At 47.5% G+C, this 25,556-nt stretch carries 21 protein-coding genes, 1 tRNA gene and 1 pseudogene; 6 read left to right on the top strand and 17 right to left on the bottom strand.

Features of this window, described 5'->3' with window-relative positions; genetic code table 11:
* Positions 1–209 precede the first annotated feature (209 nt).
* The gene (locus tag AC56AD_RS03930; protein WP_012507580.1) at positions 210–2,036 is read right to left on the bottom strand and encodes a hypothetical protein; all 1,827 of its coding nucleotides are present in this window, start codon (positions 2,034–2,036) and stop codon (positions 210–212) included.
* A 133-nt stretch (positions 2,037–2,169) separates the two neighbouring features.
* On the opposite strand from AC56AD_RS03930, the pseudogene AC56AD_RS03925 reads away from it, so the two are divergent.
* Positions 2,170–2,250: pseudogene (locus AC56AD_RS03925) on the top strand (helix-turn-helix domain-containing protein); the annotation flags it as partial.
* Between the two features lie 94 nt (positions 2,251–2,344).
* Here the strand turns inward: AC56AD_RS03925 and AC56AD_RS03920 are convergent.
* The 5 genes from AC56AD_RS03920 to AC56AD_RS03900 form a co-directional block, all read right to left on the bottom strand.
* Positions 2,345–2,587, bottom strand: coding sequence for a nucleotidyl transferase AbiEii/AbiGii toxin family protein (locus AC56AD_RS03920; protein WP_223294016.1), 243 nt, complete (start codon positions 2,585–2,587; stop codon positions 2,345–2,347).
* Between the two features lie 112 nt (positions 2,588–2,699).
* On the bottom strand, positions 2,700–3,371 hold the full coding sequence (locus AC56AD_RS03915) for a type IV toxin-antitoxin system AbiEi family antitoxin domain-containing protein (protein ID WP_150085586.1): 672 nt from the start codon (positions 3,369–3,371) through the stop codon (positions 2,700–2,702).
* 619 nt (positions 3,372–3,990) lie between these two features.
* The gene (locus AC56AD_RS03910) at positions 3,991–4,266 is read right to left on the bottom strand and encodes a helix-turn-helix domain-containing protein (RefSeq protein ID WP_012507578.1); all 276 of its coding nucleotides are present in this window, start codon (positions 4,264–4,266) and stop codon (positions 3,991–3,993) included.
* Positions 4,259–4,612, bottom strand: a complete 354-nt coding sequence (locus AC56AD_RS03905; protein ID WP_012507577.1) for a type II toxin-antitoxin system RelE/ParE family toxin — start codon at positions 4,610–4,612, stop codon at positions 4,259–4,261. Before AC56AD_RS03905 ends, AC56AD_RS03910 begins: the two co-directional genes overlap by 8 nt.
* Before the next feature lie 292 nt (positions 4,613–4,904).
* A complete protein-coding gene (locus AC56AD_RS03900) occupies positions 4,905–7,292 on the bottom strand; it encodes a TOTE conflict system archaeo-eukaryotic primase domain-containing protein (RefSeq protein WP_012507576.1) in 2,388 nt (795 codons plus the stop codon).
* A gap of 340 nt (positions 7,293–7,632) precedes the next feature.
* On the opposite strand from AC56AD_RS03900, the gene AC56AD_RS03895 reads away from it, so the two are divergent.
* Positions 7,633–8,112 (top strand): hypothetical protein, encoded by a 480-nt coding sequence (locus AC56AD_RS03895; RefSeq protein WP_012507575.1) that lies wholly within the window; start codon positions 7,633–7,635, stop codon positions 8,110–8,112.
* 545 nt (positions 8,113–8,657) lie between these two features.
* Here the strand turns inward: AC56AD_RS03895 and AC56AD_RS03890 are convergent.
* Complete coding sequence (locus AC56AD_RS03890) at positions 8,658–9,596, bottom strand: nucleotidyl transferase AbiEii/AbiGii toxin family protein (protein ID WP_012507574.1); 939 nt, start codon at positions 9,594–9,596, stop codon at positions 8,658–8,660.
* Positions 9,593–10,204, bottom strand: a complete 612-nt coding sequence (locus tag AC56AD_RS03885) for a type IV toxin-antitoxin system AbiEi family antitoxin domain-containing protein (protein WP_012507573.1) — start codon at positions 10,202–10,204, stop codon at positions 9,593–9,595. Before AC56AD_RS03885 ends, AC56AD_RS03890 begins: the two co-directional genes overlap by 4 nt.
* Positions 10,205–10,466: 262 nt before the next feature.
* On the opposite strand from AC56AD_RS03885, the gene AC56AD_RS03880 reads away from it, so the two are divergent.
* Positions 10,467–11,255 (top strand): metallophosphoesterase, encoded by a 789-nt coding sequence (locus AC56AD_RS03880; protein ID WP_012507572.1) that lies wholly within the window; start codon positions 10,467–10,469, stop codon positions 11,253–11,255.
* 345 nt (positions 11,256–11,600) lie between these two features.
* Here the strand turns inward: AC56AD_RS03880 and AC56AD_RS03875 are convergent.
* The 6 genes from AC56AD_RS03875 to gpmA form a co-directional block, all read right to left on the bottom strand.
* Positions 11,601–11,674: transfer RNA gene (locus AC56AD_RS03875), tRNA-Val, on the bottom strand.
* 60 nt (positions 11,675–11,734) lie between these two features.
* Complete coding sequence (gene clpX, locus AC56AD_RS03870) at positions 11,735–13,051, bottom strand: ATP-dependent Clp protease ATP-binding subunit ClpX (RefSeq protein WP_012507571.1); 1,317 nt, start codon at positions 13,049–13,051, stop codon at positions 11,735–11,737.
* A 42-nt stretch (positions 13,052–13,093) separates the two neighbouring features.
* Positions 13,094–13,363, bottom strand: a complete 270-nt coding sequence (locus tag AC56AD_RS03865; RefSeq protein ID WP_012507570.1) for a DUF4404 family protein — start codon at positions 13,361–13,363, stop codon at positions 13,094–13,096.
* A gap of 23 nt (positions 13,364–13,386) precedes the next feature.
* Positions 13,387–14,862 carry a glutamate synthase subunit beta gene (locus tag AC56AD_RS03860; protein ID WP_012507569.1) on the bottom strand — a complete coding sequence of 492 codons (1,476 nt, stop codon included), beginning with the start codon at positions 14,860–14,862 and terminating at the stop codon, positions 13,387–13,389.
* A 50-nt stretch (positions 14,863–14,912) separates the two neighbouring features.
* Positions 14,913–19,514: a glutamate synthase family protein gene (gltB, locus tag AC56AD_RS03855; RefSeq protein ID WP_498984166.1), complete on the bottom strand. Its 4,602-nt coding sequence runs from the start codon at positions 19,512–19,514 to the stop codon at positions 14,913–14,915.
* Positions 19,515–19,623: 109 nt separating this feature from the next.
* Entirely contained in the window at positions 19,624–20,373 is a 750-nt protein-coding gene (gpmA, locus tag AC56AD_RS03850; protein ID WP_012507567.1) for a 2,3-diphosphoglycerate-dependent phosphoglycerate mutase, read from the bottom strand.
* Between the two features lie 307 nt (positions 20,374–20,680).
* Between gpmA and AC56AD_RS03845 the strand changes: the two genes are divergently transcribed.
* Together AC56AD_RS03845 and AC56AD_RS03840 are read left to right on the top strand one after the other, a co-directional pair.
* The gene (locus AC56AD_RS03845) at positions 20,681–21,937 is read left to right on the top strand and encodes a nitronate monooxygenase (protein ID WP_012507566.1); all 1,257 of its coding nucleotides are present in this window, start codon (positions 20,681–20,683) and stop codon (positions 21,935–21,937) included.
* A 14-nt stretch (positions 21,938–21,951) separates the two neighbouring features.
* Positions 21,952–22,953, top strand: a complete 1,002-nt coding sequence (locus tag AC56AD_RS03840) for a hypothetical protein (RefSeq protein WP_273278550.1) — start codon at positions 21,952–21,954, stop codon at positions 22,951–22,953.
* Positions 22,954–22,985: 32 nt separating this feature from the next.
* On the opposite strand, the gene AC56AD_RS03835 is transcribed toward AC56AD_RS03840, so the two are convergent.
* Positions 22,986–23,453, bottom strand: a complete 468-nt coding sequence (locus AC56AD_RS03835) for a nucleoside deaminase (protein WP_012507564.1) — start codon at positions 23,451–23,453, stop codon at positions 22,986–22,988.
* A gap of 142 nt (positions 23,454–23,595) precedes the next feature.
* Between AC56AD_RS03835 and sucC the strand changes: the two genes are divergently transcribed.
* Positions 23,596–24,774: an ADP-forming succinate--CoA ligase subunit beta gene (gene sucC / locus AC56AD_RS03830; protein WP_012507563.1), complete on the top strand. Its 1,179-nt coding sequence runs from the start codon at positions 23,596–23,598 to the stop codon at positions 24,772–24,774.
* A gap of 99 nt (positions 24,775–24,873) precedes the next feature.
* Here the strand turns inward: sucC and AC56AD_RS03825 are convergent, their stop codons facing one another.
* Complete coding sequence (locus tag AC56AD_RS03825) at positions 24,874–25,074, bottom strand: DUF2934 domain-containing protein (RefSeq protein WP_012507562.1); 201 nt, start codon at positions 25,072–25,074, stop codon at positions 24,874–24,876.
* Between the two features lie 30 nt (positions 25,075–25,104).
* Positions 25,105–25,524 (bottom strand): Hsp20/alpha crystallin family protein, encoded by a 420-nt coding sequence (locus AC56AD_RS03820; RefSeq protein ID WP_012507561.1) that lies wholly within the window; start codon positions 25,522–25,524, stop codon positions 25,105–25,107.
* Between the last annotated feature and the right edge of the window lie 32 nt (positions 25,525–25,556).

Here is a 25,556-nt window from a genome sequence, read left to right as displayed (position 1 = left end):
AAGTTTCAGTTCCATTCTGACATGACTTTCTTTCCTTCAGCTTGAAAATTCTATGTAACAATAGTGTAACAAAAACAGTAAACGTGAACATATTTCCCGTAAATATCATACTGAGACGACATAATGCCCCTCTTGATCGGAACAAGCCACGCGAAATCTATCAGTCCTGAAAATCCGGAATGCGAAGGAACGCAAAATCCGTTAGTAACTCAGAACGACCGTATCCCTCGAACCGCAAACTCGTATATGGCTGTCTTTTTCGTACAACTTATCGCACCACTATCAAAGTCTTGCTGGTCGACCCAAGGGCCACCGGGATTGATCGACGAAGCCCAATACTTGTTGTGCGCGAATGTGCTTTTCCCAGTCTGCTTCGCATGAAGGTAGATCAGATTCAATTCCTCCTTGCTTGGGAGGTACCAATCGTCGTACCCATTGATGACGAGGTCGTGACAGAGTTTTGCGGCGAAAGCATCTGATGAGTGCGTTCTCAACAGGTGAACGGTATTGATTTTCCCTTTCCCGATGCCTTCCGGTTCGAGCCCCTGAATTTCAGGGATGATCGGTTTGTTGGTGCTGAGCCAGTGGACTCCAGCGCTCTGGTCCAGAGGTGCGGCCTCCAGGTATCGCACGCCCGATGAATCAGGAATACCCCCAGGAGCGGCATATACGATTATACCGCCAGCAGGACCGGTATCACCGATCGAGTATGTTTTGGTTTGCGTAATTCTTTCCTGCGTCAGGTGAATACAGAGCTCCGTCAGCGCGTTATCCACATAATCGTCCAGCAACACCACCAGAGGAGTGTCAAAGCGCAGTGAGTTGTTCATGCTTCGCAGCCAGCCTTGCACTGCATTGTCGAATCGCGCCTTGGTATACAGAAGCGGCCCGCCATCATGAGTACCGCAACTCAGAGCCATCTGTATCCCAAGCGATGTCCCCTGGAACGAGCCTGCCACTTGCAGTATCGTGGCAGCATACTTGTCTGTACCGATCTGCGTGTTTAATGTCTTGTCCAGAGCCGCAATGATCTCGTTCGGGTTTTCAGTCGCATAATTGCCTTTCCAGTACGACACGCGCTCCTTAATGCTGCTGTCGTCCCCGTCATAGATGATCAGCCGCTTGCCGGTTGAGACCAGATATGCATAATTGGCCGCCAGATCGCTCACCGTGCCCCGCACCAGCTTCGATTTGGCCATCACCGTTCTTATCTGTTTTTCCACTTCCCCCGCATCCGGCATAAGCCCTGTGTTGTTCCCAAAACCGTCATTCGTGTATTTCACGACGACGATTTCACCACTGTGCTGCGTGAGAAACGTGACAATAGCCTGTAAAAAATTCTCAAAGCCTTCTCCGGCCTGTGTCTCAGCAATAATACCATTATTCGAGTGCAGGTGGCAGAGCCTTTCTTCCCTCACGAGGACGTTCTGGGCGGTCAAGTTCCACATATGCCCTGGCCTGAAGTCGAAGTACCTCGCTCCGAGCTGCAACTGTGTGCTCACATCGTCTTTCTGTGTATTGTAAAACGCATTCACTCCAAGCGGGCCTGTCAGCTTGACGTACATCCCCGAGTCGTGCGATCCAGGCAATACAAATTCATTCAGCGTAGTTTCCGCAGGAGCATTCATCCGTTTCATCCAATCACTCTGGTTCCCGGTAACAAAAACGTATGCCTGATGGCTCAGCCCCGCCATCGTTGCAACGTCAGTAAATCCCCACGAAACAGCGTAGTCGGCCCCGATCTGCGAACGCTGATTATCCACCCAACTGATCAGATTGTTTACCGCTAATCCGCCCGTGTTCGGGTTGATCTCCGCCCCGCGTTCCAGCACGTCCTTACCATCAACCATGGCATACATCCGAAAGGCTCCAGTGGCCTCATACCAGTGGATATTCCTCGTGTCCATTTCGAAATGACGTTGTTGGATGCTGTTCATAAATGGAAAACAGACATTGTCATAACCACGACACTCAACACGCACCTGAAAACGATTACTACTGTTGTAGGCGAATACATCAATACCCTTGCTTGGCATTATTCACTCCTTTATTCTTTTTCGATTCACGAAGAAACTCTTCATGATCGTTTTTCATCGTTAGTTGTTTTTCTTGAGCTTATAGCACCCCTATGTGTTAATTTATAGACGGTGTCTCAACCAAGGAGACAAGATGGGCTATTCAAGATCAATAAAGGTAAGCATTTTAAGACGGGTTTTACCCCCTGATAACGAAAGTATTACCAAGGTGAGTGAGGAAATGGGTCTTAATGATCAAACGATTCGGAACTGGGTCAAGCAGCCTGCAGGCAGTCAGTTACTCATCGAAGAAACATGCCCTCGTTTCATTAATGCGCAAGAAAAGTATCTTCTGATAAAAGAAGCAGCCAGCATATCGGAAGCAGAAAAAGGGACGTTTTTACGGGAAAGGGGCTTGCATTCAGAACATTTAACTCTTTGGGATCAGGAGCTACGCGAGATGATGAGTCAAAAACAGGATTTGAAAAATCAAGATCCTCTGAAAACCTTGGCAAACCGTAAAATATCCTGAGACAGGTGCCCGCGTAAAAAGCTGCCCGGTTAAAAAAAATCCGCCACGATACAAACCGGCAAGTGCAACCTCCTGCATCACCTCCCTCAGTCCGTTGACTCTCCCTTCGACAGTGGTCGTATCATATTTTTCAAGCATCTGGCCAAGTACACTCATTTCAGATCCCTTTTCATCGAGTTGACAAGCTCCAGCAATGCCCGCAGCATTCTTTCTTTCATTCCCGGCATGATACAGGCCTCTATCACCTTCAGGTCAAAACGGGTGATATTCTCTTCATCAAGGCGCAGGTCATCCATCAGCAGATCCTGTAATGCACGTGGTGACACGATATTCAGATTTCGGGTAAACACAAGCTTGTCACACAACGCCTTCTCTGGAGAGGCCATCAAAAAACCTGTTTTATCGGTATTCTCGACACGATCAATTCCGACTGGATAAAAATCAAGCGGAGAATGCGTATAGGAAAATCGGCCTATCGGAAGATCATACACCTTACCCCGCCTGGTGGTCATTGAAGTCACCTCAACCACTCGCTCGGGAATAATCCCGTAATGGTACAGCGCGTAATCCATTGAAACACAGGATGGCCCATAGAGGAGATTTGCCACAAGCGGTGTGGAAATGGGAATCGTTGTCCGTTCAGGTGAAACGGCATAAAGCCCTTTCTTGATGGGTACAAGCCACCCTTCATCTATCAAGCGGACAATTTTATCGTTCGGAGAGCGGTACTCTTTGAGCATGGAGACAAGTGCTCCGTGCGTCAGAGGCACACCACCCAGTGAGCTGAGCTTCTTTTCGAGTTGCATGAGGTCATTATTTTGCATAGATAATCGAATATTAGTCGATTATCTATGCAAAACAGAGTTTTCCGGGTACAATAAAAAACAAGCCCCCCTGAATTTATCAGTTCTGAACGCAGGAAGGCGATGGGACACAAAATCTCTTGTCACGTCTAACAATGGTGTAACAAAAACAGCAAACCTGAATAAATTTCCCGTTAAGGTAGCGCTTCTCGTAAACATGGCCGCATAAGATTTTTTCTAACAACGCATTAGCCGCATATTTCAAAACAACTGTTAATTCACGCGTCGCATATACGTCGCAAAACCAGTATAAACAGCGTTAATTTCGACAGATTCAGTGTGTTTTGGCTGTATTTGAGACAACAAGAAAAACCATCTAAGTTATTTTTTTACAGGGTTTTATGGGAGTGGACGATAGTGGATTCGAACTTCTGACATCTACAGTGCAAATATCATACTGAAGCCATATACCATTGATATAAAAAGAGTTATAGGGATAATTAATTTTTCATATCGCATCCGCGTCGCAGATTTTTTATCAAAATCAGTGCCCAAATCGTAACAACAATTACACCATAGCTTCAGAAAACCTCCCTTTTTCTCACAGACTATAGAGGAAAATCTCCATGCTCGAATAGAATTATTGAATCACTATGGTAAGCTTTTTACCCAGAGCTTCGGCATAATGGCTCAGCGTCGAGAGCCGGATGTCTTCCGAATGGTTCTCGATGCGGGAGACTGCCGATTTTTTGGTGTGCAGTTTTTCAGCCAGATCTTCCTGGGTCAGGCCTGCACGTTTTCTTGCCTGGCGCAGTAACTCCCCGATCCGGAATTGTTCGTAACCCTGTTCAAAAGTTTTTGCGAAATCCGGGGACTCATCTTTCCGCTTCTTAATGTATCGTTCAAGATCATCCATGGTTTTTCCTCGATAGATATTCTGTTTTCCGCTTTTCAGCGAGTACAATTTCTGATGCCGGGGTTTTCTGAGTTTTCTTTGAGAAACCATTGGTCAGAACAACCAAGCTTCCTTGATCAAGAAATCCTAAAAGCCTAAAGGCATTACTTGCCTGTTTTGCTCTGATCTCCCATATACCATCCGTGTTTTGGAGTTTCTTGAAATACTCGGTCGACACCGTGGGCAACTCCTTGACAAGTCTGAGCACCCACAGTACCTTCTGGACTTCCTTTTCAGAAAGCGTGTCCAGATAGTCTTCCACTGGACTTTTCCCGGCACGGGTCTTAAAGAAAACAATCTCTCGCATGAGTAAATGTTAACAAAATAGTTAACTATCCACAAAAGGAATTCGTTCAGTCGCCCGCTCTACAGTTCCAGTTCAACCCATGCCGGATCATGGTCACTACCATCGCCACTATGTTTTGTTCGTCTGTTAATCCAACCTTTACGAAAGTTTAACTGTACTCACGTAATATGCCGTTGTGGGACAACTGGGCCAGTCATGGCTGGATTAGTCATCAATGCCTCTTTGAATCAATTACCCATCAATTAAAATTCAAGCCCGGAAAGGGAGATGCAATATTACTTCAATCAGAATATCACTCCCGCATACTGATACGATACCCCATTGCTCGATAACCACGCTGGCGTTTTTCCCACATTCGTGCAAGCTGCGGATTGTCATGTTCGACATAATCGTAGATACGAACATCACCCTTATTGACATGTTCACGGTGCAGACGACCTGCGTACTGCTGTAATGTTCCATGCCATGAAACAGGCATGGCAAGCACCATGGTATCAAGAGGGGGATGATCAAAACCTTCACCAATCAGGCGCCCGGTTGCCAGAATTACCCGTGGAACCGAATCATCAAGTTCTGCAAGACCTGCAAGCGTAGTTGCGCGCTGCTTTTTTGTCAACCGGCCATGCAGCAAAAAGCTATGCGGAATTTGATCAGCAAGTACTTCGCGTATCAGTTCCAGTTGTTCTGTGCGTTCCGTCAACACAAGGATCTTTCGACCTTCGTGATATGCAGCCAGAATATCCTTTGCAATGCATTGGTTGCGGGAGGAGTCATGGGTGAGGATACGGAAAACATCCTGAATACCAGATCCTTGGGGAATTACTGGCGAGAATAGGTTTAGCGGCCGAACCTCTAAGCGAACTGGAGCATTTTCTGCTTGAAGCGCGCGATGCCTTACCGGGCCGCATTGCATAAAGATTATGGGCTGATGACCGTCTCGACGAATAGGTGTTGCTGTAAGTCCCAGAACATATGCCGCTTTAGACTGCTTGAGAATTGCCTCAAAAGTAAAGGCTGAAAGATGATGACACTCGTCAACAATGATATGGCCATAGCTGTCGAGCAACACGACAAGATCATCACGCCGTGAAAGAGATTGCATGACAGCGATATCAATCAAGCCTGATAGTTTCTTTTTGCCGCTTCCAATAAAACCAGGAGAGGCACCGGACAGGTCGAGAAAGGTGGATAACCGCTCCCTCCATTGCTGAAGAAGTTCAGCTCGATGAACAAGAATGAGGGTGCTCACTTTGCGCCGGGCAATTATTGCGGCAGCCATGACGGTCTTGCCGAATGCTGTGGGTGCGGAGAGGATCCCTGTTTGGTGCTTGAGCATCGCAGTGATTGCCGTTTGCTGGTCTTTTCTTAACTGACCGGTAAACGTTACTGATATTTCGGTGCCTGATATGCGCTCATCCTGAATGTCCATACGGATATTGTGCTGTCGCAGCAGTTCGGTGACTGCGTCAAAGCATCCCCTCGGCAAACTGATATGAAGCGGAAAGTTTTCGGCACAACAGACGATTCGGGATTTGTCCCATACGGGCAGACGCATTGCCTGAGCCTTGTAAAACTCGGGATTTTGAAAAGCAGCCAGGCGAATGAGACGGTTGGCCAATGGCTGGGGCAGATCGGCTTTGGCAATGAAGATCTGATTAGCGAACACAAGAGTCAGTGATTCAGGCATGGGGCCGGGGATCCGACTGAAACTCTGCAATGAGCGTTGCCATGGCTTTTGTTCCTCCTCTTCTGTAATAAAAGCGATATCAAGCGGATGGCGAACGCCAACTGATCGCTGTATGGCTGAATCCAGTTCGAGACGTGATAGTCTTTGAATGGATGAGAGATATTCCCACTGGTCAGGATAGATGACAAAGTTTTCATCAACAAATACACTGAACCCCTTCGATCGTGGCTTTTGCTGCAACGGGAGCGCAATCAGGTTGCCGAAACCACCTTTTGGGAGGGTGTCCTGATTAGGAAAAAACCGATCGTAGCTTTTTATGGCAAGTTGACGGGTACGGTCACATGTCTGGCTTATAAGTGCAGCACCAAGCTGCCGTGCATTTGACGCCGGAACAGGTTCAGCAAAAAAAATCCATACATGCGCACCGTTACCTGAACGCGAAATCTCCAAAGTAGCAGGAATATTAAACTCCCTGCACGATTGCATGAAGGCTGATGCATCCTCATGCCATCCCTCATCATCAAAGTCAGTCGCAATAAAATAACAGGTTTCATCCGGCAGCATTGGATATACGCCGATGGTATGCTTGCCGGTAAGATGGCGGTAAAGAACATTTTCTGTAACCGGTAACAGCGAGCGCTGCTTGCAATCACCACATTTGATCCGGGGTTTATTGCAGATACCTTTCCGCCACTCGTTGCTGCACGCAGGAGAATAACCCGACATTCCTTTGGCAGATTCCCAACGAATTGGATACACATCCCTGCGGCCACGGAATAGTTGGCCGAACAGTGCAACTTTTTCCATAGTTGACCGCTGCACTGTCGATGTCAATGGGATTTCAGATGAATTTTCTTCTGATGGAACTGACTCTTCCCACGGTATGCCATTTGCATCAAGCAGAGCTTTCAACCTGACATTTTCTTCCTGTAGTTGCCTTAATGCATCAGGCAATTGCCCGGAAACATGGTTATACCGGCTCTCCTCATCCATACCTTTTGATTTTCTAATCCCTCAGGAACGGAAACGATAAAAGGTAACCAAATACCTTTCACGACCTTTCATGAATCAATCGAATAAAGCAACATAATTCACTACTATACACAATTGGTTCATTGGACAGATTGCACAGACTATTTTCATCCTCCTGTCTATCGACTTACCAATGTTCCTGGGAATGAGTACTTTTAAATTATAAAATGACAGGGCAATGCCTAAGCAAAAAAAATAGCAGACACCGCGCTGGTTGCCATGACTCTGATGAATACAGAACATAACCCGAAAGAGATGCTCATGATTGTTACCATGACTTTAAATTTCATCAGTCAATAAAATGGGCACAACAGACGATTATAGTACAGGGCGTGTACTTGAAAACATCAGAAAGGCATTGCATGTTTTTGACAGCACAGAGGGATCACTCTCCAATAACGAGCAGGCTCTCCGGATACAGGAAAAAATTCAGGCGTTTGAACCCAGGATTCTCTCTTTTCCTGAAGCCTCCGACTATATCCGAAAAGCTTCAACAATCGCTCTGGGTGAGCGTGTCTGCCGAGTTCTCCATCCCGGGTCAGTATCGACAGAATCGGTTTTTCTCGATGAACTCGCTGAAGCGATGATTTGTTCAGAACAAGCTATGCTTGCGTCAATCGAAGATGCAGAACAAACCCTGAAACAGCACTCCAGCCATCCTCTTATCATCTCAATGGTTTCCGGCAGATATCAGGAAATATGCGCTTCCTATACACCGGATTGTGTGTATTGGAGAGCTAAAAAAAGAGGATTGCACTGTTTGAAACACAAAAACAGCTGAATACCGCAAAATACATTCTGTCCAGACTCATCTGACAGACTCGATAAATTTACGGTTTCTGCAAAAAAAACTTCAGTACCTATCTCACCTGGCTTTCTTTCCTTCAGCTTGAAAAAAGAATTCCGTCTAACAATGGTGTAACAAAAACAGCAAACCTTAACATATTTCCTGTCAAGGTAGCGCTTCTCGTAATCATTGCCGCATAAGATTTTTTTTAACAATGCATTAGCAGCGTATTTCAAAACAACTGCTAATTCTCGCGTCGCATATACGTCGCAAAACCGGCATAAACGGGGTTAATTTCGACAGATTCGATGTATCTTTACTGCATTTAGAGCAAAAAGAAAAAGCCTGTAAGTTATTTGCTTACAGGCTTTTATGGGTGTGGACGATAGAAGATTCGAACTTCTGACCTCTACAGTGTAAATATTGTACTGAGGCCATATATCTCTTATATAAAAAGAGTTATAAGACTTTAAAAATTCTCGCGTAACATACGCGTAACAAAAATTTTATCACTATCGATCAATAAATAAAAGTAACGATTAAGCTCTCACCTCTGGTTTTTCATGATTACTCCGCCATGAATTCGGAGCAATCCAATTGTCCTGAAAAAATCGCTTTGCCCTGAGCGCTTCCACAGCTGGAGATAGAAATACCTGCACCTGCTGCACCACATCAGCAAACGAAGCTGGCAGGTATTCAAGACCAATACGTTTTCTGAAGGCATTCCATTGCACCTGCTTCTCCTCAATGAACTCTCCGAAAAAGATTTTTTTCATCTGGACGAGCGTTGTTCCCCGTTGCGCAAACGTCTGCCTGATGGCTTCTGCGAGACTGGCACCTTCGAAATCATACTGGCGTGAGAGCATCCAGATATCATAGAAGTCTTTCATCCTGCTGTTGAGAATCCCAAGCTTGGCCATAACCTCAAACTTTTCGGCAATCATGCTTTCTCTGCTGTAACAGTACATCTCAGCCTGAGGGAAATTCAGCAATGATGGTAACGATTCCTGTACTGGATCAGGGTAGACCTTGTCTCCAAATCCAATATCAAGCTGGATAGTCAGTCGGGCGGCATCGAGATCACCGCGAAATCGTATGCGCAATCCTTCATAGTCCGCATCTTCCGTTATCGGCTCAACGGTGATTGATTCCGGATCGAAAACGATCCCGTCTCCTTGTTTTTCAACGGCTAAAACCTGACGGATAATGGTCGTGATACTCTCAGGGGCGTTTCCTGTTCTGCCGAGCATATCGATATCCATTGTCGGTCTTGCCAAGGGAGCATGCCAGACCCTGAGCAACAATGCCCCCTTGAGAATGAAACGATCTGCGAATGAGGAAATCGACAGACGATAGAGAAAGCGCTCCATGGCATAGTATTGCAACAGCTCCTGAAAAGGCCTGTTTTCCTGTCGCGCCTTGTTCAACAGCCTTTGCCTGACCGAGGCTCCGATATTTTTGATCGCTTTTGTACTCACAGCGTTGCCTCCAAATATGGTTTCATGACTGAAGCAACACGGCACACCTCTGCATACTGCATGAGCGCATGCAGATTCTTTTGCACTCTCTGCCGATACAGTTTGAGCGCTTCGAGCACGATATCCATCCCGATCCTGTTACGAAATTTGAAGCAGTCTACAAGCGTCTTTTCCGGACTGTAGATCTTCACCGGGACACCATCGAGCTGATGCGTTTCAATACCGACCTTGAAACAAGAGGGTGAAAACCGGAAAACCGTAACCGGAGGATACTCGATTCTTGGTTGTTCGGCACCTTTTTCAAGCGCAAGAGATACGCTGTGTGGAACCTGGGTGGTCATTTCGTGAAAGGAGAGTGCCGAAACCAGGCAAAGTATACCATTCGGAACCCTCAGTGCAACGGTGACAAGATCAGGATATTCGAGCTGCTTCCACCCTTTGAGTTGGTAAATCCCTCGAGAAAGCTCTTCAAGCTCACCACTGTCACGAAGAGTGTAAAGCGTCCGGGGATGAATACCAAGACTGATCGCTTCCCGGGTACGGATGAGGCCTCCCTGGGCAAGAATAAGAGCTTTGGCCTTATCTGCAACTCTACTTTGTTGTGACATTTTTCATAAGGATAGAAATACCATACATTATGCATAAGTATAGGTATATTTATCCTAACCAACAATAGACCAGAGAAGTATCAAAAAAGGCTGAGGGAAATTTTTACCACTCCTTTCTCAAGCTTTCAGCGACGTTTGAGCTGTTCACTGCAAATTGCCTGAACTGGCTGAACAACATTTTATTGTTATTGCAAAACCGTATCGTTACAAGTGGAGCCAAGGTCTCCCCTCACAGTATCATGAACCTCAACTTTAAGCACTGATGCTTTTCAGAGTCATTTCCGACATTCATAACGAGTTCTGTCGAGAAGAGAGCAGCGAGGACTGGCAGGTTCCGGAACTTGCCGAAGACAATGAATCCGTGCTCATCCTTGCTGGAGATATCGGGCTGTTGAGCAGAAAACAGACATGGTTCGGTTTTCTTTCGCAATGCTCAAAGCAGTTCAGAGATGTTTTCGTCATTGAGGGCAATCACGAATGGTATCACGGCAACATCGAGAAGCACTCCTGGCCGAACGCCTTCGCCGAGCATGGATTTCACAACGTACATACCGGTACGCTCATTCTGGCGGAAGAGAAAATCGCCATCATCGGGACCACTCTCTGGACAGACTTTTTTGGCGGCAATCCAATCGCCATGTTTGATGTCAGTCAGGGCCTCAATGACTATCTGCTGATAAAAGTCGGAGCCGATTATCACCGGTTACGGCCGGAGTACCTTCTCGCTCTTCATCACAAGCAGAAAAAAAGGCTTTTTGAAGATGTCGATCACTATACGGGACTCGGATACACCGTGATTGTGGTCACCCATCATCACCCCTCAATGCAAGGAATCGCCCCTGGTTACCGAAACGACCCCCTGAACGCGGCATATGTGTCAGACCTTGAAAAAGAAGTGCTCTCCCATAAAATAGCCTACTGGATCTGTGGTCACTGCCATACCGCCATGGAGTATTCAATCGGCGAGACCAGAGTGATCTGCAACCCCAAAGGATATCCTCACGAATACGGCAACGGTTTCGATCCGCTCAAAACGCTGAACGTTCAGTGATTTAGCATTTGGAGAATGTAGCAGCTATCGCCACCTTTTATAAGATTAGCCACCCTCGGGCTAAAGAAGCCAAAAACGTTCGGGCCATTTGGCACCGAAAAATGCCAGAAACCTGAACAAAAGAGTGTAGGGGTAGCGCAGGCATTACGCATACAAGCGCAATACTCAATTATGCAATAAGTTATCAGGTTTTTTCAGGAGAAGTAAAAAAACTCGCATAACAATGGCGTAACAAAACCATTGGTAAACGGCGTTAAATCAGATAAAATCGGAGTATTTCAGTGGCGTAAGAGCGGGAGGAAGAAAGCCTGCAAGTTATTAATTTGCAGGCTTTTATGTGGGATGTGGACGATAGAAGATTCGAACTTCTGACCTCTACAGTGTCAATGTAGCGCTCTAACCAACTGAGCTAATCGTCCTCTCTGAAAGGCTGTTAATATAGCCTTTCATTCATGAATAACAAAGTCTAAGATGCCCTGTTATGCAATTTTTTTCTTTTTGCGGTCACCGGAGAAATATTCCGGGGCTGCTTTGTTCTCGATGGTGTCGGCTGTGATGACACATTTATGGGTGTTTTTCATCGAGGGAATCTCAAACATGATGTCGATCATGACGTTTTCGAGTACTGAACGCAGGGCACGCGCCCCTGTTCCCCGCTCGATGGCGATTTTGACGACCTTGTCGAGCGCCTCTTCGGTAAACTCAAGTTCAACGCCATCCATTTCAAAGAGTTTCTTGTACTGCTTGGTGATGGCATTTTTCGGCTCAACCAGAATGTTGCGCAAAGCCTTCTCATCGAGCATCTCAAGGGTTGAAATCACGGGAAGACGGCCGATGAATTCGGGGATAAGCCCATACTCGTGCAGGTCGTCCTGCATGACCAGCTTGAGGATTTCCGGATCGTAGCCGATCTGCGTGGTTTTGACCTTTGCGCCAAAGCCCATGGATGATTTTGAGACCCTTTTGGCGATGAGCTTGTCGAGTCCTTCAAACGCTCCACCACAGATGAAGAGAATGTTCTTGGTGTTGATGTTGATCAGTTGCTGTTCAGGATGCTTGCGTCCTCCTTTTGGGGGCACACCGACAACAGCGCCTTCAAGTATTTTCAGCAATGCCTGCTGCACTCCTTCGCCTGATACGTCACGGGTGATAGAGACGTTGGCCGATTTGCGGGCAATTTTATCGATCTCGTCAACATAGATGATGCCTCGTTCGGTGCGTTCGAGATTAAAATCCGCTGCATGGAGCAGACGGGCAAGAATGGTTTCAACGTCGTCGCCAACATAACCTGCTTCGGTCAGTGAGGTGGCGTCAACGATGGAGAAGGGCACTTCAAGCAGGTTGGCAAGGGTCTGGGCAAGAAGGGTCTTTCCTGTTCCGGTAGGGCCGATGAGCAGAATATTGCTCTTTTCAATAACAACTTCATCGTCTGCCTGCTGCTGCTCCTGTGAGTCAATCCTCTTGTAGTGGTTGTAGACCGCTACGGCAAGCGACTTTTTGGCTGCATCCTGACCAACCACGTACTGACCAAGCGAATCCATGATTGCTTTCGGGCTGACAAGACGAGGCTGAAAGGGCTGCTCCGGCACCTTTGCAACGGGCGGAACTGCGTTTACCTCTTTGCGCAGGATATCAAACGATGTCTTGATACAACGATCACATATAAATGCTTTCGGGCCAGCAATCATACTATTGACCTCCTGGGCACTTCTGCCACAAAACGAGCAGAAGACCTGATCGGTGGTACCGCTACCGCTTTTTGTTCTACTTTTTCCCGGTTCTCTTTCTCTCGTCATGAAACAATTACGCTTTCTGTCAAATTAATAAGCTTAAACAATCTAAAATCCCATTTTGGCAAGACTTTCCAGCAGAAGCTGCAAGGTCAGACTCAGTTTAGGGTGTCCTTCCTCAAAATGGTCAAGTGCCCCGTTCATACGTTCCATAAGTGATGCATCCTCATGGATGGCACCAGCTTTTTCGTTGAGAAGTCGCTGCATATCCGATCGGAGGTTCGACAGCACAGCTTCCGTTGTATCATCAATGGAGTCTACCTGTTCAAGCTCCTGATGAAGCGTATCGAGAAGCTCCCTGAGTTTTTGCTGTTCCATAATCCTCCCTCATTAAATAAATTTTACGGCAGATTTGTGTAGCCCATCAGAAACCGGTCACACTCACGTGCAGCAGAGCGGCCCTCATGAATGGCCCAAACCACAAGACTCTGTCCCCTGCGGGCATCGCCAGCAGCAAAAATTCCGTCGCGGTTGGTACGATAGTTTTTCTCTGTCGCCTTGATATTTGAACGTTCATCCTGAACAACCTGCAGTTGCTGCAGAAGATGCTCCTCTGGCCCAACAAAGCCCATCGCCAGCAAAACAAACTCTGCCGGTATGATCTGTTCCGTACCTGCAACGGGCTGTGGCACAAAACGGCCATCCTCTGTAACCCATTCCACTCTGGATACCTCAACTGCCTGCACAGCACCTGTTTCATCAGCAAGAAACTTCTTGGTCATGATGGAGTATTGTCGCGGATCTTCTCCCTGCAGAAACGCTGCCTCTTCCTGCCCATAATCAACCTTGAAGGTTTTAGGCCATTCGGGCCAGGGATTTTCTGGCTGACGATCAAGAGGCGGTTTCGGCATGATTTCAAGCTGCAAAACACTTATACACCCCTGACGCAATGATGTGGCAACGCAATCGGTACCGGTATCGCCTCCACCAATAACAACAACATTTTTGCCTGCGGCTGAAAGAGCTGGTGTAGTGTCGTCAAGCAAGGCTTTGGTACTTGAACGCAGGAAATCCATGGCATAATGGATACCTGAAAATTCACGTCCCTCTGCAGCAAGGTTGCGGGGCTTTGTAGCACCCGTACAGAGCACAACAGCATCAAACTCTTCAAGGAGCTTGTCTGCCGGATAGTCAACACCAACCTCTGTGCGCTCCACGAAGGTAATTCCCTCACTCTTCATCAGCTCAATACGACGCTCTACAACAAGCCGTTTGTCGAGCTTCATGTTCGGAATACCATACATCATGAGACCGCCAAAACGATCATCTCGCTCGAAGACGGTAACGCTGTGTCCAGCCTTGTTGAGCTGATCAGCACAGGCAAGTCCCGATGGACCTGAACCGACAATGAGCACCCTTTTTCCGGTTCTGTTGGCAATCTGTTTTGGGACTACCCACCCTTCAGTAAAGGCATGCTCAATAATAGAGCATTCAATATTCTTGATGGTAACCGGCAGTTCAATGAGACCAAGCACGCAGGAACCTTCACACGGAGCCGGACAGACCCTGCCTGTAAATTCAGGAAAGTTGTTGGTTTTCATCAACCGATCGTAGGCCTCGTGCCAGAACCCTTTATAAACATAGTCATTCCACTCAGGAACAAGATTGTGAATGGGACAACCGCTCGTCATACCGCTCAGCATAAATCCGGTATGACAGTATGGTGTACCGCAATCCATACAACGGGCGCCCTGCTCCTGCAGTTCCCCGGCCTCCATCTCTTTGTGAAACTCTTGCCAGTCGTGTATTCTCTCCAGAGGCGCTCTGTCCAAGGGCAATGCTCTCTGATACTCCATGAAACCTTTAACTTTACCCATATCAATGATTTAATCTTTTTCCAACCGGGTTGCACCACCCTTCTCGGGTATTAATTCCCTGAAACTCGTGCCGGATCATGAATATTTTTATGAAATGCAGCCATAACCGCTTCATCGCCACTGAGCCCTGCAGCCTCAACTACTTTCATGGCTTCAAGAGCACGGCGGTAATCTTGTGGCATCACTTTGACGAAACGCTTGCGAAGAGCATCCCGGTCATCAAGAATGGTCTGACCAAGATGGCTGCCGGTATAGTCGACATGCCTTTCAATCATCGACTGAAGTGATGCAAGCTCCATTGGATCATCAATGGCAGAGAGATCGACCATCTCACGGTTACAGTTGCCGGCAAATGTACCATCAACATCGTAGACATAGGCAATACCGCCCGACATACCTGCCGCAAAGTTCCTGCCTGTTTTGCCAAGAATGACCACAGTTCCACCGGTCATGTATTCACAGCCATGATCTCCAATCGCCTCAACCACAGCATTCAAACCACTGTTGCGAACACAGAAGCGCTCTCCGGCCATTCCCCTGATAAAGGCCTCGCCTGAGGTTGCTCCATAGAATCCGACGTTGCCGATGATAATATTCTCTTCCGGCAGGAAAGAGGAACCTTGTGACTGATAGACAATAATCCGGCCACCGGAGAGTCCCTTGCCCACATAATCGTTAGCATCGCCTTCAAGCTCAAGAGTGATGCCATTGGGAATAAAGGCACCAAAGCTCTGACCGGCTGAACCAACAAATTTCAGGTGAATCGTATCGTCCGGCAATCCGGCAGAGCCATATGCTTTCGTCACTTCATACCCGACAATGGTGCCGACAACCCTGTTCGTATTTCGAATCGGAAGCGTGGAGACAACCCGCTCTTTTCTTTTTATGGCTGGCTCACAGATAGAGAGCAGGGTCGTGCGATCAAGACTATCATTGAGACCATGCTCCTGTTTGATGGTGCAGTAGCGCACTCCATCCTCACCCACTTCGGCCTGATAGAGAATCTTGGAAAGATCAATACCCTGTGCCTTCCAGTGATCGACAGATTTCTTCATACTCAGTAACTCAGTGCGTCCGACGAGTTCGTTCAGGGTACGCACACCAAGACGTGCCATATATTCGCGCACACCTTCAGCAAGGTAGCGCATGAAGTTTTCAACATGCTCCGGTTTACCCTTGAAATGTTTGCGCAGTTCCGGATTCTGGGTAGCTACACCAACCGGGCAGGAATCATCCTGGCAACAACGCATCATGATGCATCCCATCACCACAAGCGTGGTAGTGGCAAAACCGAACTCTTCAGCGCCCAGCATTGCTGCAATAATAATATCACGTGCGGTTTTCAACTGACCGTCCGCTTCAACAACAATTCTGCTACGCAGATTATTGAGCACAAGGGTCTGGTGGGCCTCAGCAAGACCAAGCTCCCACGGCATACCTGCATGCATAATGCTTGAAACTGGCGATGCACCGGTTCCGCCATCATGGCCACTGATGAGCACAACATCCGCATGGGCCTTGGCCACACCGGCGGCGATAGTGCCGACACCAACGGTGGAGACCAGCTTGACGTTGATACGGGCAACCGGATTGGCATTTTTCAAATCATGAATAAGCTGCGCCAGATCCTCAATAGAATAGATATCATGGTGGGGCGGAGGAGAAATCAGACCGACGCCCGGTGTTGAATGACGCACCTTGGCTACCCAGGGATAGACTTTGGAGCCTGGAAGCTGTCCGCCTTCACCAGGCTTGGCACCCTGAGCCATCTTGATCTGGATCTCATTGGCACTGGCAAGATATTCGCTGGTAACGCCAAACCTTCCGGAAGCGACCTGCTTGATGGCCGACATTCTCGAATCGCCATTGGCATCTTTTTTAAAACGCGCCGGGTCTTCTCCCCCTTCACCGGTATTGCTCCTTCCCCCAAGCCTGTTCATGGCAATGGCAAGGGTTTCATGAGCCTCCTGGCTTATGGAACCATAAGACATGGCTCCTGTTTTGAATCTTTTCAGAATGGCCTCAACCGGCTCAACCTCATCAATCGGCACGGCCTGATCGCTGAACCTGATATCCATCAGGCCTCGTATGGTACAGAGATGCTGACTCTGGTCATCGATAAGGTTCTCGTATTTTTTAAACAGCTCATAATCTGCTGTTCTGCAGGAGTATTGCAGAAAATGGATCGCCTCAGGGCTGAACAGATGGTATTCGCCACTATGCCGCCATTTGCGTTCACCGCCAGCTTCAAGCCCGCGGTCAACTTTGTTGCCTGTGGGCGGAAAAACCGCTTCATGACGCCGACGAACCTCTTCAGCAACAATATCAAGACCGATACCTTCTATACGGGTTGGCGTGCGGGTGAAGTAGGCATCAACAAGCTGGGTATTGAGGCCAACTGCCTCAAAAATCTGGGCTCCACGGTAGCTCTGGATTGTTGAAATTCCCATCTTGGCCATGGTCTTCACCACACCCTTGACGGCAGCCTTTATATAGTTCTTTATGGCAACCTTCTCATCCAGCTTGATATGGCCCGACGCAGCCAGCGAACGAACGGTCTCAATCGCCATATAGGGATTGACGGCACCAGCTCCATAACTGATGAGCATGGCAAAGTGGTGTACCGTCCTTGGCTCAGCCGATTCAAGAACAAGGCCAACCTGTGTTCTTATACCAGCATTGATAAGGAAGTTATGCAGACCGGATACAGCAAGAAGCGCTGGAATCGGTGCACGATCATTATTAAGCTCTCCCTTGTCGGAGATGATAATGATATTGACACCCTTGCTTGCCGCCTGTTCAGACTGACGGTAAAGGTCGTACATGGCGGCTTCAATACCCTTTCCACCCTCTTTTACCGCATAAAAAATCGGCAAGGTGACCGCCCTGAAGCCGGGTTTGTCTATACCACGAATCTTTTCGAGGGCCTGATTGGTCAAAATTGGATGGGGCAGGCGAATGCGTCTGCAGTTAACCTCTGAGGGTTCAAGCAGCCCTCCTTCCGTTCCAAGCATGACTGTTGTGGAAGTGATCAGTTCCTCTCTGAGCGAATCAATCGGGGGATTGGTCACCTGGGCAAAAAGCTGCTTGAAATAGTCGTAAAGCAGTTTCGGCTTGTTAGACAGCGCAGCAAGCGGTGTATCGTTGCCCATCGAGCCAACCAGCTCCACACCTTTTTCACTCATTATCTTTATCTGCAGCATAAGATCCTCCTGGGTATAGCCATACACCTTCTGACAGGCAGTAAGGCTATATTTATCCTCATCAGGATTTTTCAACTGCGGATGATCGGTTAACGCATCCAGATCGACCATGTTCCGCTCAATCCATTCACGATAGGGTTGTTCACTGGCAATGCTCTCTTTGATCTCTTCATCGGAAATGATGCGTCCCTGGGCGGTATCGACCAGAAACATGCGTCCCGGTTGCAGGCGATCTTTTTTCAGGATCCGCTCCGGAGCAATATCAAGCACACCAACCTCGGATGCCATAATGACAAGATCATCCTTGGTGATATAATAGCGTGACGGACGAAGTCCATTGCGGTCAAGAACGGCTCCAATCTGTACGCCATCGGTAAAGGTTACTGATGCAGGACCGTCCCAGGGCTCCATGAGACAACTGTGATACTCATAAAAGGCTTTTTTCTCAGCCGAGAGCCCGCCATTACCTGTCCAGGGCTCCGGAATAATCATCATGGCTGCATGAGCAAGTGAACGGCCAGAAAGCACAAGGAACTCAAAGGTATTATCAAGAATGGCGGAATCACTGCCATCCTCCAGAATAATCGGTTTGATACTCTCAATCGCATTGCCGAACACCTTCGACTGGATATTTTTCTCCCTCGCCTTCATCCAGTTGACGTTGCCCTTCAGCGTATTGATCTCACCGTTATGACTGAGAAAGCGATAGGGATGGGCCCTGTCCCAGCTCGGAAAGGTATTGGTGCTGAAACGGGAGTGAACCATGGCAATGGCGCTCTCCATATCCGCATCATGCAGTTCAGGATAGAACTCCCCTACCTGTTCGGGAAGGAGCATTCCTTTATAAACAATCGTGCGACCGGAAAGGCTCGATATGTAAAAATAACTGCTGCCAAGAAGGCCTGCGGTATACTTGACTCTTTTGGTTATACGGCGCCGGATGATATAGAGCTTTCTTTCAAATTCCAGTTCAGAGAGCGTATCCTTGCCCCAGCCAACAAAAAGCTGCTTGACAATAGGTTCCTGTGAGCGTGCAGTTTCGCCAAGAGTATCGTTACAGGTTGTCACCTTCCTGAAGCCGAGAAACTTCTGCCCCTCGGCCTGAATCATCTGACGGCAGATGTCTTCAATAGCGCGTCTTTGAGAGATATCCGGCGGCAAAAAAAGCATTCCTACGCCATACTGCTTCTTGGGGGGAAGATCTATATTTATATCAGCACAAACCCTGCGCAGAAACTTGTCGGGAACCTGAAGAAGAATTCCTGCTCCGTCACCGGTATTTTTTTCACATCCACATGCACCGCGATGCTTGAGGTTCTCATTGATCTGCAAACCCTGCTCGACAATTTCATGGGATTTGACTCCCTTGATATGGGCAATAAACCCTACACCGCAAGCATCATGCTCGAACTGAGGATCATAGAGCCCAGTATTTAACGTAACGTTCATATTTTCAGGCACAACTTTTCAAACAGTTTCAAAAAAAAGGCAACCGAAAGATCTTAGCGCAGAATATAAATGTTTTTTAACAATATACCCCCAATCCTGTCACCAGGCACTATTGGCTTGCTTTCCCCTGGCTGGCCACAGCATCAACCGCCTTTTTCAAGGCTTCCTGATCGCCGAGATAATAACTTCTCAATGCGTTAAGATCATCATCAAGTTCATAGACTAACGGAATTCCGGTGGGAATATTTACACCAACAATATCTTCCTCGGAAATATTGTCAAGATATTTGACCAGGGCACGCAATGAGTTACCATGAGCTGCAATAATCACCTTGCGGCCTTTGCGGATTTCTGGGGCTATCGTTTCATGCCATATCGGCAAAAAGCGATCCACCGTATCTTTGAGACATTCACTCAAAGGAATCTCCTCTTCAGCCAGATCGGCGTAGCGAGGTTCGGATCCAGGGTAGCGCTCATCACTCTTCTCCAGCGCAGGAGGCGGGGTATCGTAACTTCTCCGCCAAACAAGAACCTGTTCCTCGCCATATTTCTGCGACGTTTCCGATTTATTAAGCCCCTGCAGCGCACCATAATGGCGCTCGTTCAGCCTCCAGCTCTTGAAAACAGGAATCCACATCAGATCCATTGCATCCAGCACACTCCAAAGAGTCCGGATAGCACGTTTCAGTACTGATGTATAGGCTACATCAAACACAAAGCCCCCCTCCCGAAGGAGTTTACCAGCATTTGCAGCCTCTTCTCTCCCCTGATCAGTCAGGTCAATATCATACCACCCGGTAAAACGATTTTCCCGATTCCACTGACTTTCTCCATGCCGCAACAAGACCAGTTTGATCATAGCTACTCCCTTTTTTCAGGATTTTTTATTCAGGAAAATCCTCTTTCCCTGTTAGTTGGCCAGCAATTTAATATTCTCTGCACCTTTTCTCAAACTTCATCCACTTCAGTGCCCGAAAGTTTACTTAAGAATGCCATGAATAGTTGAAATGGTGGGGATTTTCGGAGAATTGTCTGTAGATTTATAAATTGAAATATGATATCTTAAGTAATTTTTGGCGCAGGACGGTTGTTGGCATACTGCCAGTCTCCCCTCTCCCCAGTAGTAATGATGATCTGTAAATGCCCTTATACTGATAAAAACGACAATGAACGTAGACAATTTCAGATTACAAATAGGCGGAAAAGAGTATGTACCCATCATTATTGGGGGCATGGGTGTTAACATTTCAACAACAGAGCTTGCCCTTGCTGCTGCCAAACTCGGCGGAATAGGCCACATTTCTGATGCTATCGTCAGCTACGTTTGTGACAGGATATTCAACACCACTTTTGTAAGTCGGAAAAGAAAAAAGTACGCCCAGTTCAGTAACAATCCTGATAAGTCAGCGGTTCTGTTTGACCTTGAAGAGGTCGCCGCAGCCCAAAAAAAATATATTGAGTACACGATCTCCCAAAAAACAGGAAGTGGTGACATTTTTCTGAACTGCATGGAAAAGCTGACCATGAACAGCGGTATCGAAACACTGAAGGTACGGCTGACCGCAGCGATGGATGCCGGTATTGACGGCTTGACCCTCGCGGCAGGTCTCAACCTCCGGACACTTGACCTTATTCAGGATCATCCAAGGTTCCGTGATGTCAAAATTGGCATTATCATCTCCTCCGTCAGGGCTCTTGCCATCTTTCTGAAACGGGCAGTGCGCCTGAACCGTCTCCCCGAGTACATCATTGTGGAAGGGCCACTTGCCGGTGGTCACCTTGGCTTTGGAGCAAACGACTGGCATACCTTCGATCTCAAAACGATCTTTACTGAAGTACTTGCTTTTCTGAAAAAGGAGGGGCTGAACATTCCGGTGATCCCTGCAGGAGGTATATTTACCGGCACTGATGCCGCAGACTATCTTCAACTTGGAGCTGGTGGCGTACAGGTTGCAACCCGCTTTACCATCAGCAAAGAGGCTGGTCTTCCCGCTGAGGTCAAACAAAACTATCTCAATGCAAAAGAGGAAGATATCGTCGTGAACATGGCCTCTACCACCGGTTATCCCATGCGGATGCTCACCTCTTCACCAACCCTTCGTTATGCCATAAGACCGAATTGCGAGGGGCTTGGCTACCTGCTTGAAAATGGAGGGAAATGTTCCTATATCGACGCCTATTACGCGGCCATTGCAGAAAGAGAAGCAGGGCAACCACTTGCCGTGAAGGAGAAGACCTGCCTCTGTACCGGCATGGCCAATTATGACTGCTGGACCTGTGGCCATACCACCTACCGCCTCAAAGAGACAACAAATATGCTTGCAAACGGAAAATGGCAGCTTCCGACGGCGGAAGATATTTTTCTTGACTACCAGTTCAGCACCGACCAGGCCATCAGGCTGCCGAAACCAGAGGTTACTTGACAAGAGCTGAAAATATGAGACATAAAACAATCCTTTTCCTCTATGCCGCACTTGTAACATTCATTCTCATTCTGGTTGTTTTTACCGTAAACCAGTTGAGTGCGGCAGCCTCCCTCCTCAGCTTGCTGCATCCTTTTGCCGGAACCCTTTTTCTGCTCTTCAGCGCGGCCTGCATACTTTTTGCACTCTACAGCGGCTTCAAGCTTTTTGCTGCCCCGAAAAAGGCCGTACTGCCGAAAAACGGAAACTCGAAAGAGATGATAGCTTACACAGAATTTCTGCTCTCCCGCTTACCGGTTCATCCCATGCATCAGGAGCCGTTAACAAAGAAAAAAGATCAAAAGTGGGTACGTACCAACCTCAGATTTATTGAAGTGGACGCAAACAACACCATAAAACAGATCGCCACAAAAAACTTTTTTGTAGGTGCGTTTGCCCAGAATACCTCCTACGGAACAACCACCTCCCTTATGAACATCCTTAAGGTGGTCTGGAAAATCTACGTTATGCACACCCGCGAGCAACAGCTCAGGGAGTTTATCTCACTCATTCGCTCCGTATACGGTTGCCTCCCACTTTCCGATTTCAAGAAGGAGGATATCCCTGCCCACATCAGGCCAATCATACAGTCTTCGTTCAGCAATACCCTTTCAACACTCTTGCCAGCAGGAAACCTGCTGAGCCCGTTTTTTCTCAACCTCTTCATAGCCGGATCGACAAACACCTATCTCACCTGTCTAGCGGGTATTATCGCAACACGCCACTGCCAGATCATGACGGAAGAAGACAAAAAAGAGATTATCCAGCAAAGCATGTTTGAAGCATCATTCATGCTGAAAGAGATTGTCAGGGAGTGCAACCCGATTCTCTCAGTCACCATCAGCCAAGCCGTAAAAAAAGCAGGTATCGAAAGTCTTGATACGATCCACCCCCCTTCGACAGGAAGCGGTATGGCCCAGGACATCGTCTCCCACCTTGCAAGTTCGCTGAAAAACATGCTTAAAGACAATGGATAGTAATCAGCCATCTACTGATTACTGATTACTGACTACTGATCACTCCCCTTCCGAAGTTCCCTGAAAAAATCCTGCAGTAAATTCCGGCACTTGTTTTCCATGATCCCGCCAAAGACCTCCGGCTGATGATTGAGCTGTCGGGATCCCGTCACATTCATAACCGTACCCGCAGCTCCCATTTTCGGATCATAGGCTCCAAAAATAACCCTTCCGACCTTGGCATTAACGATAGCCCCGGCACACATCGGGCAGGGTTCCAACGTCACGGCAAGGGTACAATCATTGAGATATTTGCTGCCGAGTGTTGCCATGGCTGAAGTCAATGCAATCATTTCAGCATGTGCAGTGGAATCACAAAGCGCTTCAACCTGATTATACCCCCTCCCAATGACATGACCATTACTGTCGAGAACAACCGCACCCACAGGAACCTCCTTGCGTTCAAACGCCTTGATTGCCTCACGAAAAGCCAGTTCCATGCAATACGCAAAATCCATCATACTTTTTATATAAATAGTGTTGAGTCAGCAATAAGAGGTTTTACCGTAATCGTAATTTTCATTATACTATGCTCTTTGCGCAATCAAGCGTTTTCCTGCATCCGGTGTGCAAACTATCGTCAGTAACCCAATACCTAATAATATGAACATTCATGAATATCAAGGCAAGGATATCCTGAGAAAATTCGGGGTTGCCGTGCCAAGAGGAATTGTAGCCTATTCACCTGAAGAAGCAAAACAGGCGGCTGAGCAGCTTTTTGATGAGCTCGGTTGTCCGGTTGTTGTTATAAAAGCACAGATTCATGCCGGAGGCAGAGGAAAGGCTGGTGGAGTAAAACTCGCCAAATCACCTGAAGAGAGCCTTGATATTGCCCACCAACTGATTGGCATGACGCTCATTACCCATCAAACCGGCCCGGAAGGCAAAGAGGTCAGAAGAGTTCTTGTCGAAGAGGGTATGAATATCGAAAAGGAGTTTTATGTCGGTATTACCCTTGACCGCTCAACCTCGAAGAATGTTCTGATGGTTTCGACCGAAGGCGGCATGGAAATTGAGAAAGTTGCTGAAGAGACTCCGGAAAGGCTCCTGAAAATCCAGATTGACCCTCTCTTTGGCATGCAGGGATTCCAGGCACGCGAAGCCGCCTTCTTTCTCGGGCTCAAGGGTGAACAGTTCCGCAACGCCGTAAACTTCATCACTGCGCTTTACAACGCTTATATCTCTATTGACGCCGCACTGGCCGAAATCAATCCGCTGGTTGTCACCAAAGAGGGAAAAGTGCTTGCACTCGACGCAAAAATTAACTTTGACGACAACGCTCTTTTCCGCCACAAAGAGTTCCACGAACTACGCGATACCAACGAAGAGGATCCATTTGAAGTCGAAGCCTCAAAATCCAATCTCAACTACGTCCGCCTTGACGGTAATGTCGGTTGCATGGTCAACGGCGCAGGACTGGCTATGGGCACCATGGACATGATCCAGCTTGCTGGCGGGAAACCGGCGAATTTCCTTGATGTTGGTGGTTCAGCAAGCCCGCAAACTGTTGAAGAGGGATTCAAGATCATTTTGAGTGACAAAAACGTCAAAGCAATCCTTGTCAATATTTTCGGTGGTATTGTTCGCTGTGACCGCGTAGCAGGTGGCATTATCGAAGCCGCAAAAAAAATAGACCTGCACCTGCCAGTCATTGTCCGCCTTGAAGGAACCAATGCGCCAATAGCACAGAAAATGCTTGATGATTCAGGCTTGAACCTTATTGCGGCAAAAGGACTCCGTGATGCGGCCCAAAAAGTACAGGAAGCACTGGCAGCCTCCTGAAGAGAGACACGAACACAGAACAAAAAAACACCCCGCAGATCTTCTCTGACGGGGTGTTCTTTTGAGTAGTCCCAACTTTTCTAAAATCAGAAGCTAAACTCAATCGCCACCAGCATCGGGAAAAGAATCATTGTAAGCCTCTTCCGCTTCAAACCAATCATCCTGATCTTCTCCATATCTCTCACCCTTCTTTTTCCACCGATAATAAGCCGTCAGCCTGATTGACTCTTCGCGCTCCTCAGCTGAAAGAACCCCGTCAAGAGCCACAGGTTCTACCTTTTTCTGTGATTTTTTTGACATGAGCGTTTTACTTTTCGTTTTCTATCATTGTTAGCTGACAGGAATCTCCTTCCCTGTTTTTGGAGTAGGCTCCACTTTGGGAACAACAATCCTGAGCACTCCATTATCATATTTTGCCTCAATCTTTGCGGCATCGATGTTCTCGCCAACCGTAAAACTGCGGCTGAGGCTCCCCCACGACCGCTCAACGCGGTGATACCCCTTTTTCTTCTCCTCCTCACTCTGGGTTCTCTCCACAGAGATAGAGAGTACATTATCTTCCATCGAAACCTTGATATCCTCTTTTTTAACACCGGGAATATCAGCCTCAATAAATATCGCATCATCGTCCTCACTGACATCAACCTTGAAGGCTGGCGCTACCATTGAAGAGAAAAAAGGCGACACCTTATCATTGAAAACATCCTCGAACATTTTCAGGGGATCCCTTTTGTAAAGCGACAGTGACATGGTTTCTTCTCCTGTTGTTTGAATTATTACAA

Source organism: Pelodictyon clathratiforme (assembly GCF_982375515.1).
The sequence above is the reverse complement of the archived record's forward strand: the minus strand, read 5'-3'. Positions and strand labels throughout refer to the sequence as shown.

Excerpts from the sequence above, each read along its gene's own strand:
- AC56AD_RS03910 (WP_012507578.1), bottom strand. The coding sequence starts at position 4,266 with ATGGATGATCTTGAACGATACATTAAGAAGCGGAAAGATGAGTCCCCG.
- AC56AD_RS03895 (WP_012507575.1), top strand. The coding sequence starts at position 7,633 with ATGGGCACAACAGACGATTATAGTACAGGGCGTGTACTTGAAAACATC.
- sucC (WP_012507563.1), top strand. The coding sequence starts at position 23,596 with ATGAACATTCATGAATATCAAGGCAAGGATATCCTGAGAAAATTCGGG.
- AC56AD_RS03840 (WP_273278550.1), top strand. The coding sequence starts at position 21,952 with ATGAGACATAAAACAATCCTTTTCCTCTATGCCGCACTTGTAACATTC.
- AC56AD_RS03880 (WP_012507572.1), top strand. The coding sequence starts at position 10,467 with ATGCTTTTCAGAGTCATTTCCGACATTCATAACGAGTTCTGTCGAGAA.
- gpmA (WP_012507567.1), bottom strand. The coding sequence starts at position 20,373 with ATGATCAAACTGGTCTTGTTGCGGCATGGAGAAAGTCAGTGGAATCGG.
- AC56AD_RS03930 (WP_012507580.1), bottom strand. The coding sequence starts at position 2,036 with ATGCCAAGCAAGGGTATTGATGTATTCGCCTACAACAGTAGTAATCGT.
- gltB (WP_498984166.1), bottom strand. The coding sequence starts at position 19,514 with ATGAACGTTACGTTAAATACTGGGCTCTATGATCCTCAGTTCGAGCAT.
- AC56AD_RS03825 (WP_012507562.1), bottom strand. The coding sequence starts at position 25,074 with ATGTCAAAAAAATCACAGAAAAAGGTAGAACCTGTGGCTCTTGACGGG.
- AC56AD_RS03905 (WP_012507577.1), bottom strand. The coding sequence starts at position 4,612 with ATGCGAGAGATTGTTTTCTTTAAGACCCGTGCCGGGAAAAGTCCAGTG.
- clpX (WP_012507571.1), bottom strand. The coding sequence starts at position 13,051 with ATGACGAGAGAAAGAGAACCGGGAAAAAGTAGAACAAAAAGCGGTAGC.
- AC56AD_RS03915 (WP_150085586.1), bottom strand. The coding sequence starts at position 3,371 with ATGCAAAATAATGACCTCATGCAACTCGAAAAGAAGCTCAGCTCACTG.
- AC56AD_RS03865 (WP_012507570.1), bottom strand. The coding sequence starts at position 13,363 with ATGGAACAGCAAAAACTCAGGGAGCTTCTCGATACGCTTCATCAGGAG.
- AC56AD_RS03835 (WP_012507564.1), bottom strand. The coding sequence starts at position 23,453 with ATGATGGATTTTGCGTATTGCATGGAACTGGCTTTTCGTGAGGCAATC.
- AC56AD_RS03860 (WP_012507569.1), bottom strand. The coding sequence starts at position 14,862 with ATGGGTAAAGTTAAAGGTTTCATGGAGTATCAGAGAGCATTGCCCTTG.
- AC56AD_RS03845 (WP_012507566.1), top strand. The coding sequence starts at position 20,681 with ATGAACGTAGACAATTTCAGATTACAAATAGGCGGAAAAGAGTATGTA.
- AC56AD_RS03820 (WP_012507561.1), bottom strand. The coding sequence starts at position 25,524 with ATGTCACTGTCGCTTTACAAAAGGGATCCCCTGAAAATGTTCGAGGAT.
- AC56AD_RS03885 (WP_012507573.1), bottom strand. The coding sequence starts at position 10,204 with ATGTCACAACAAAGTAGAGTTGCAGATAAGGCCAAAGCTCTTATTCTT.
- AC56AD_RS03900 (WP_012507576.1), bottom strand. The coding sequence starts at position 7,292 with ATGGATGAGGAGAGCCGGTATAACCATGTTTCCGGGCAATTGCCTGAT.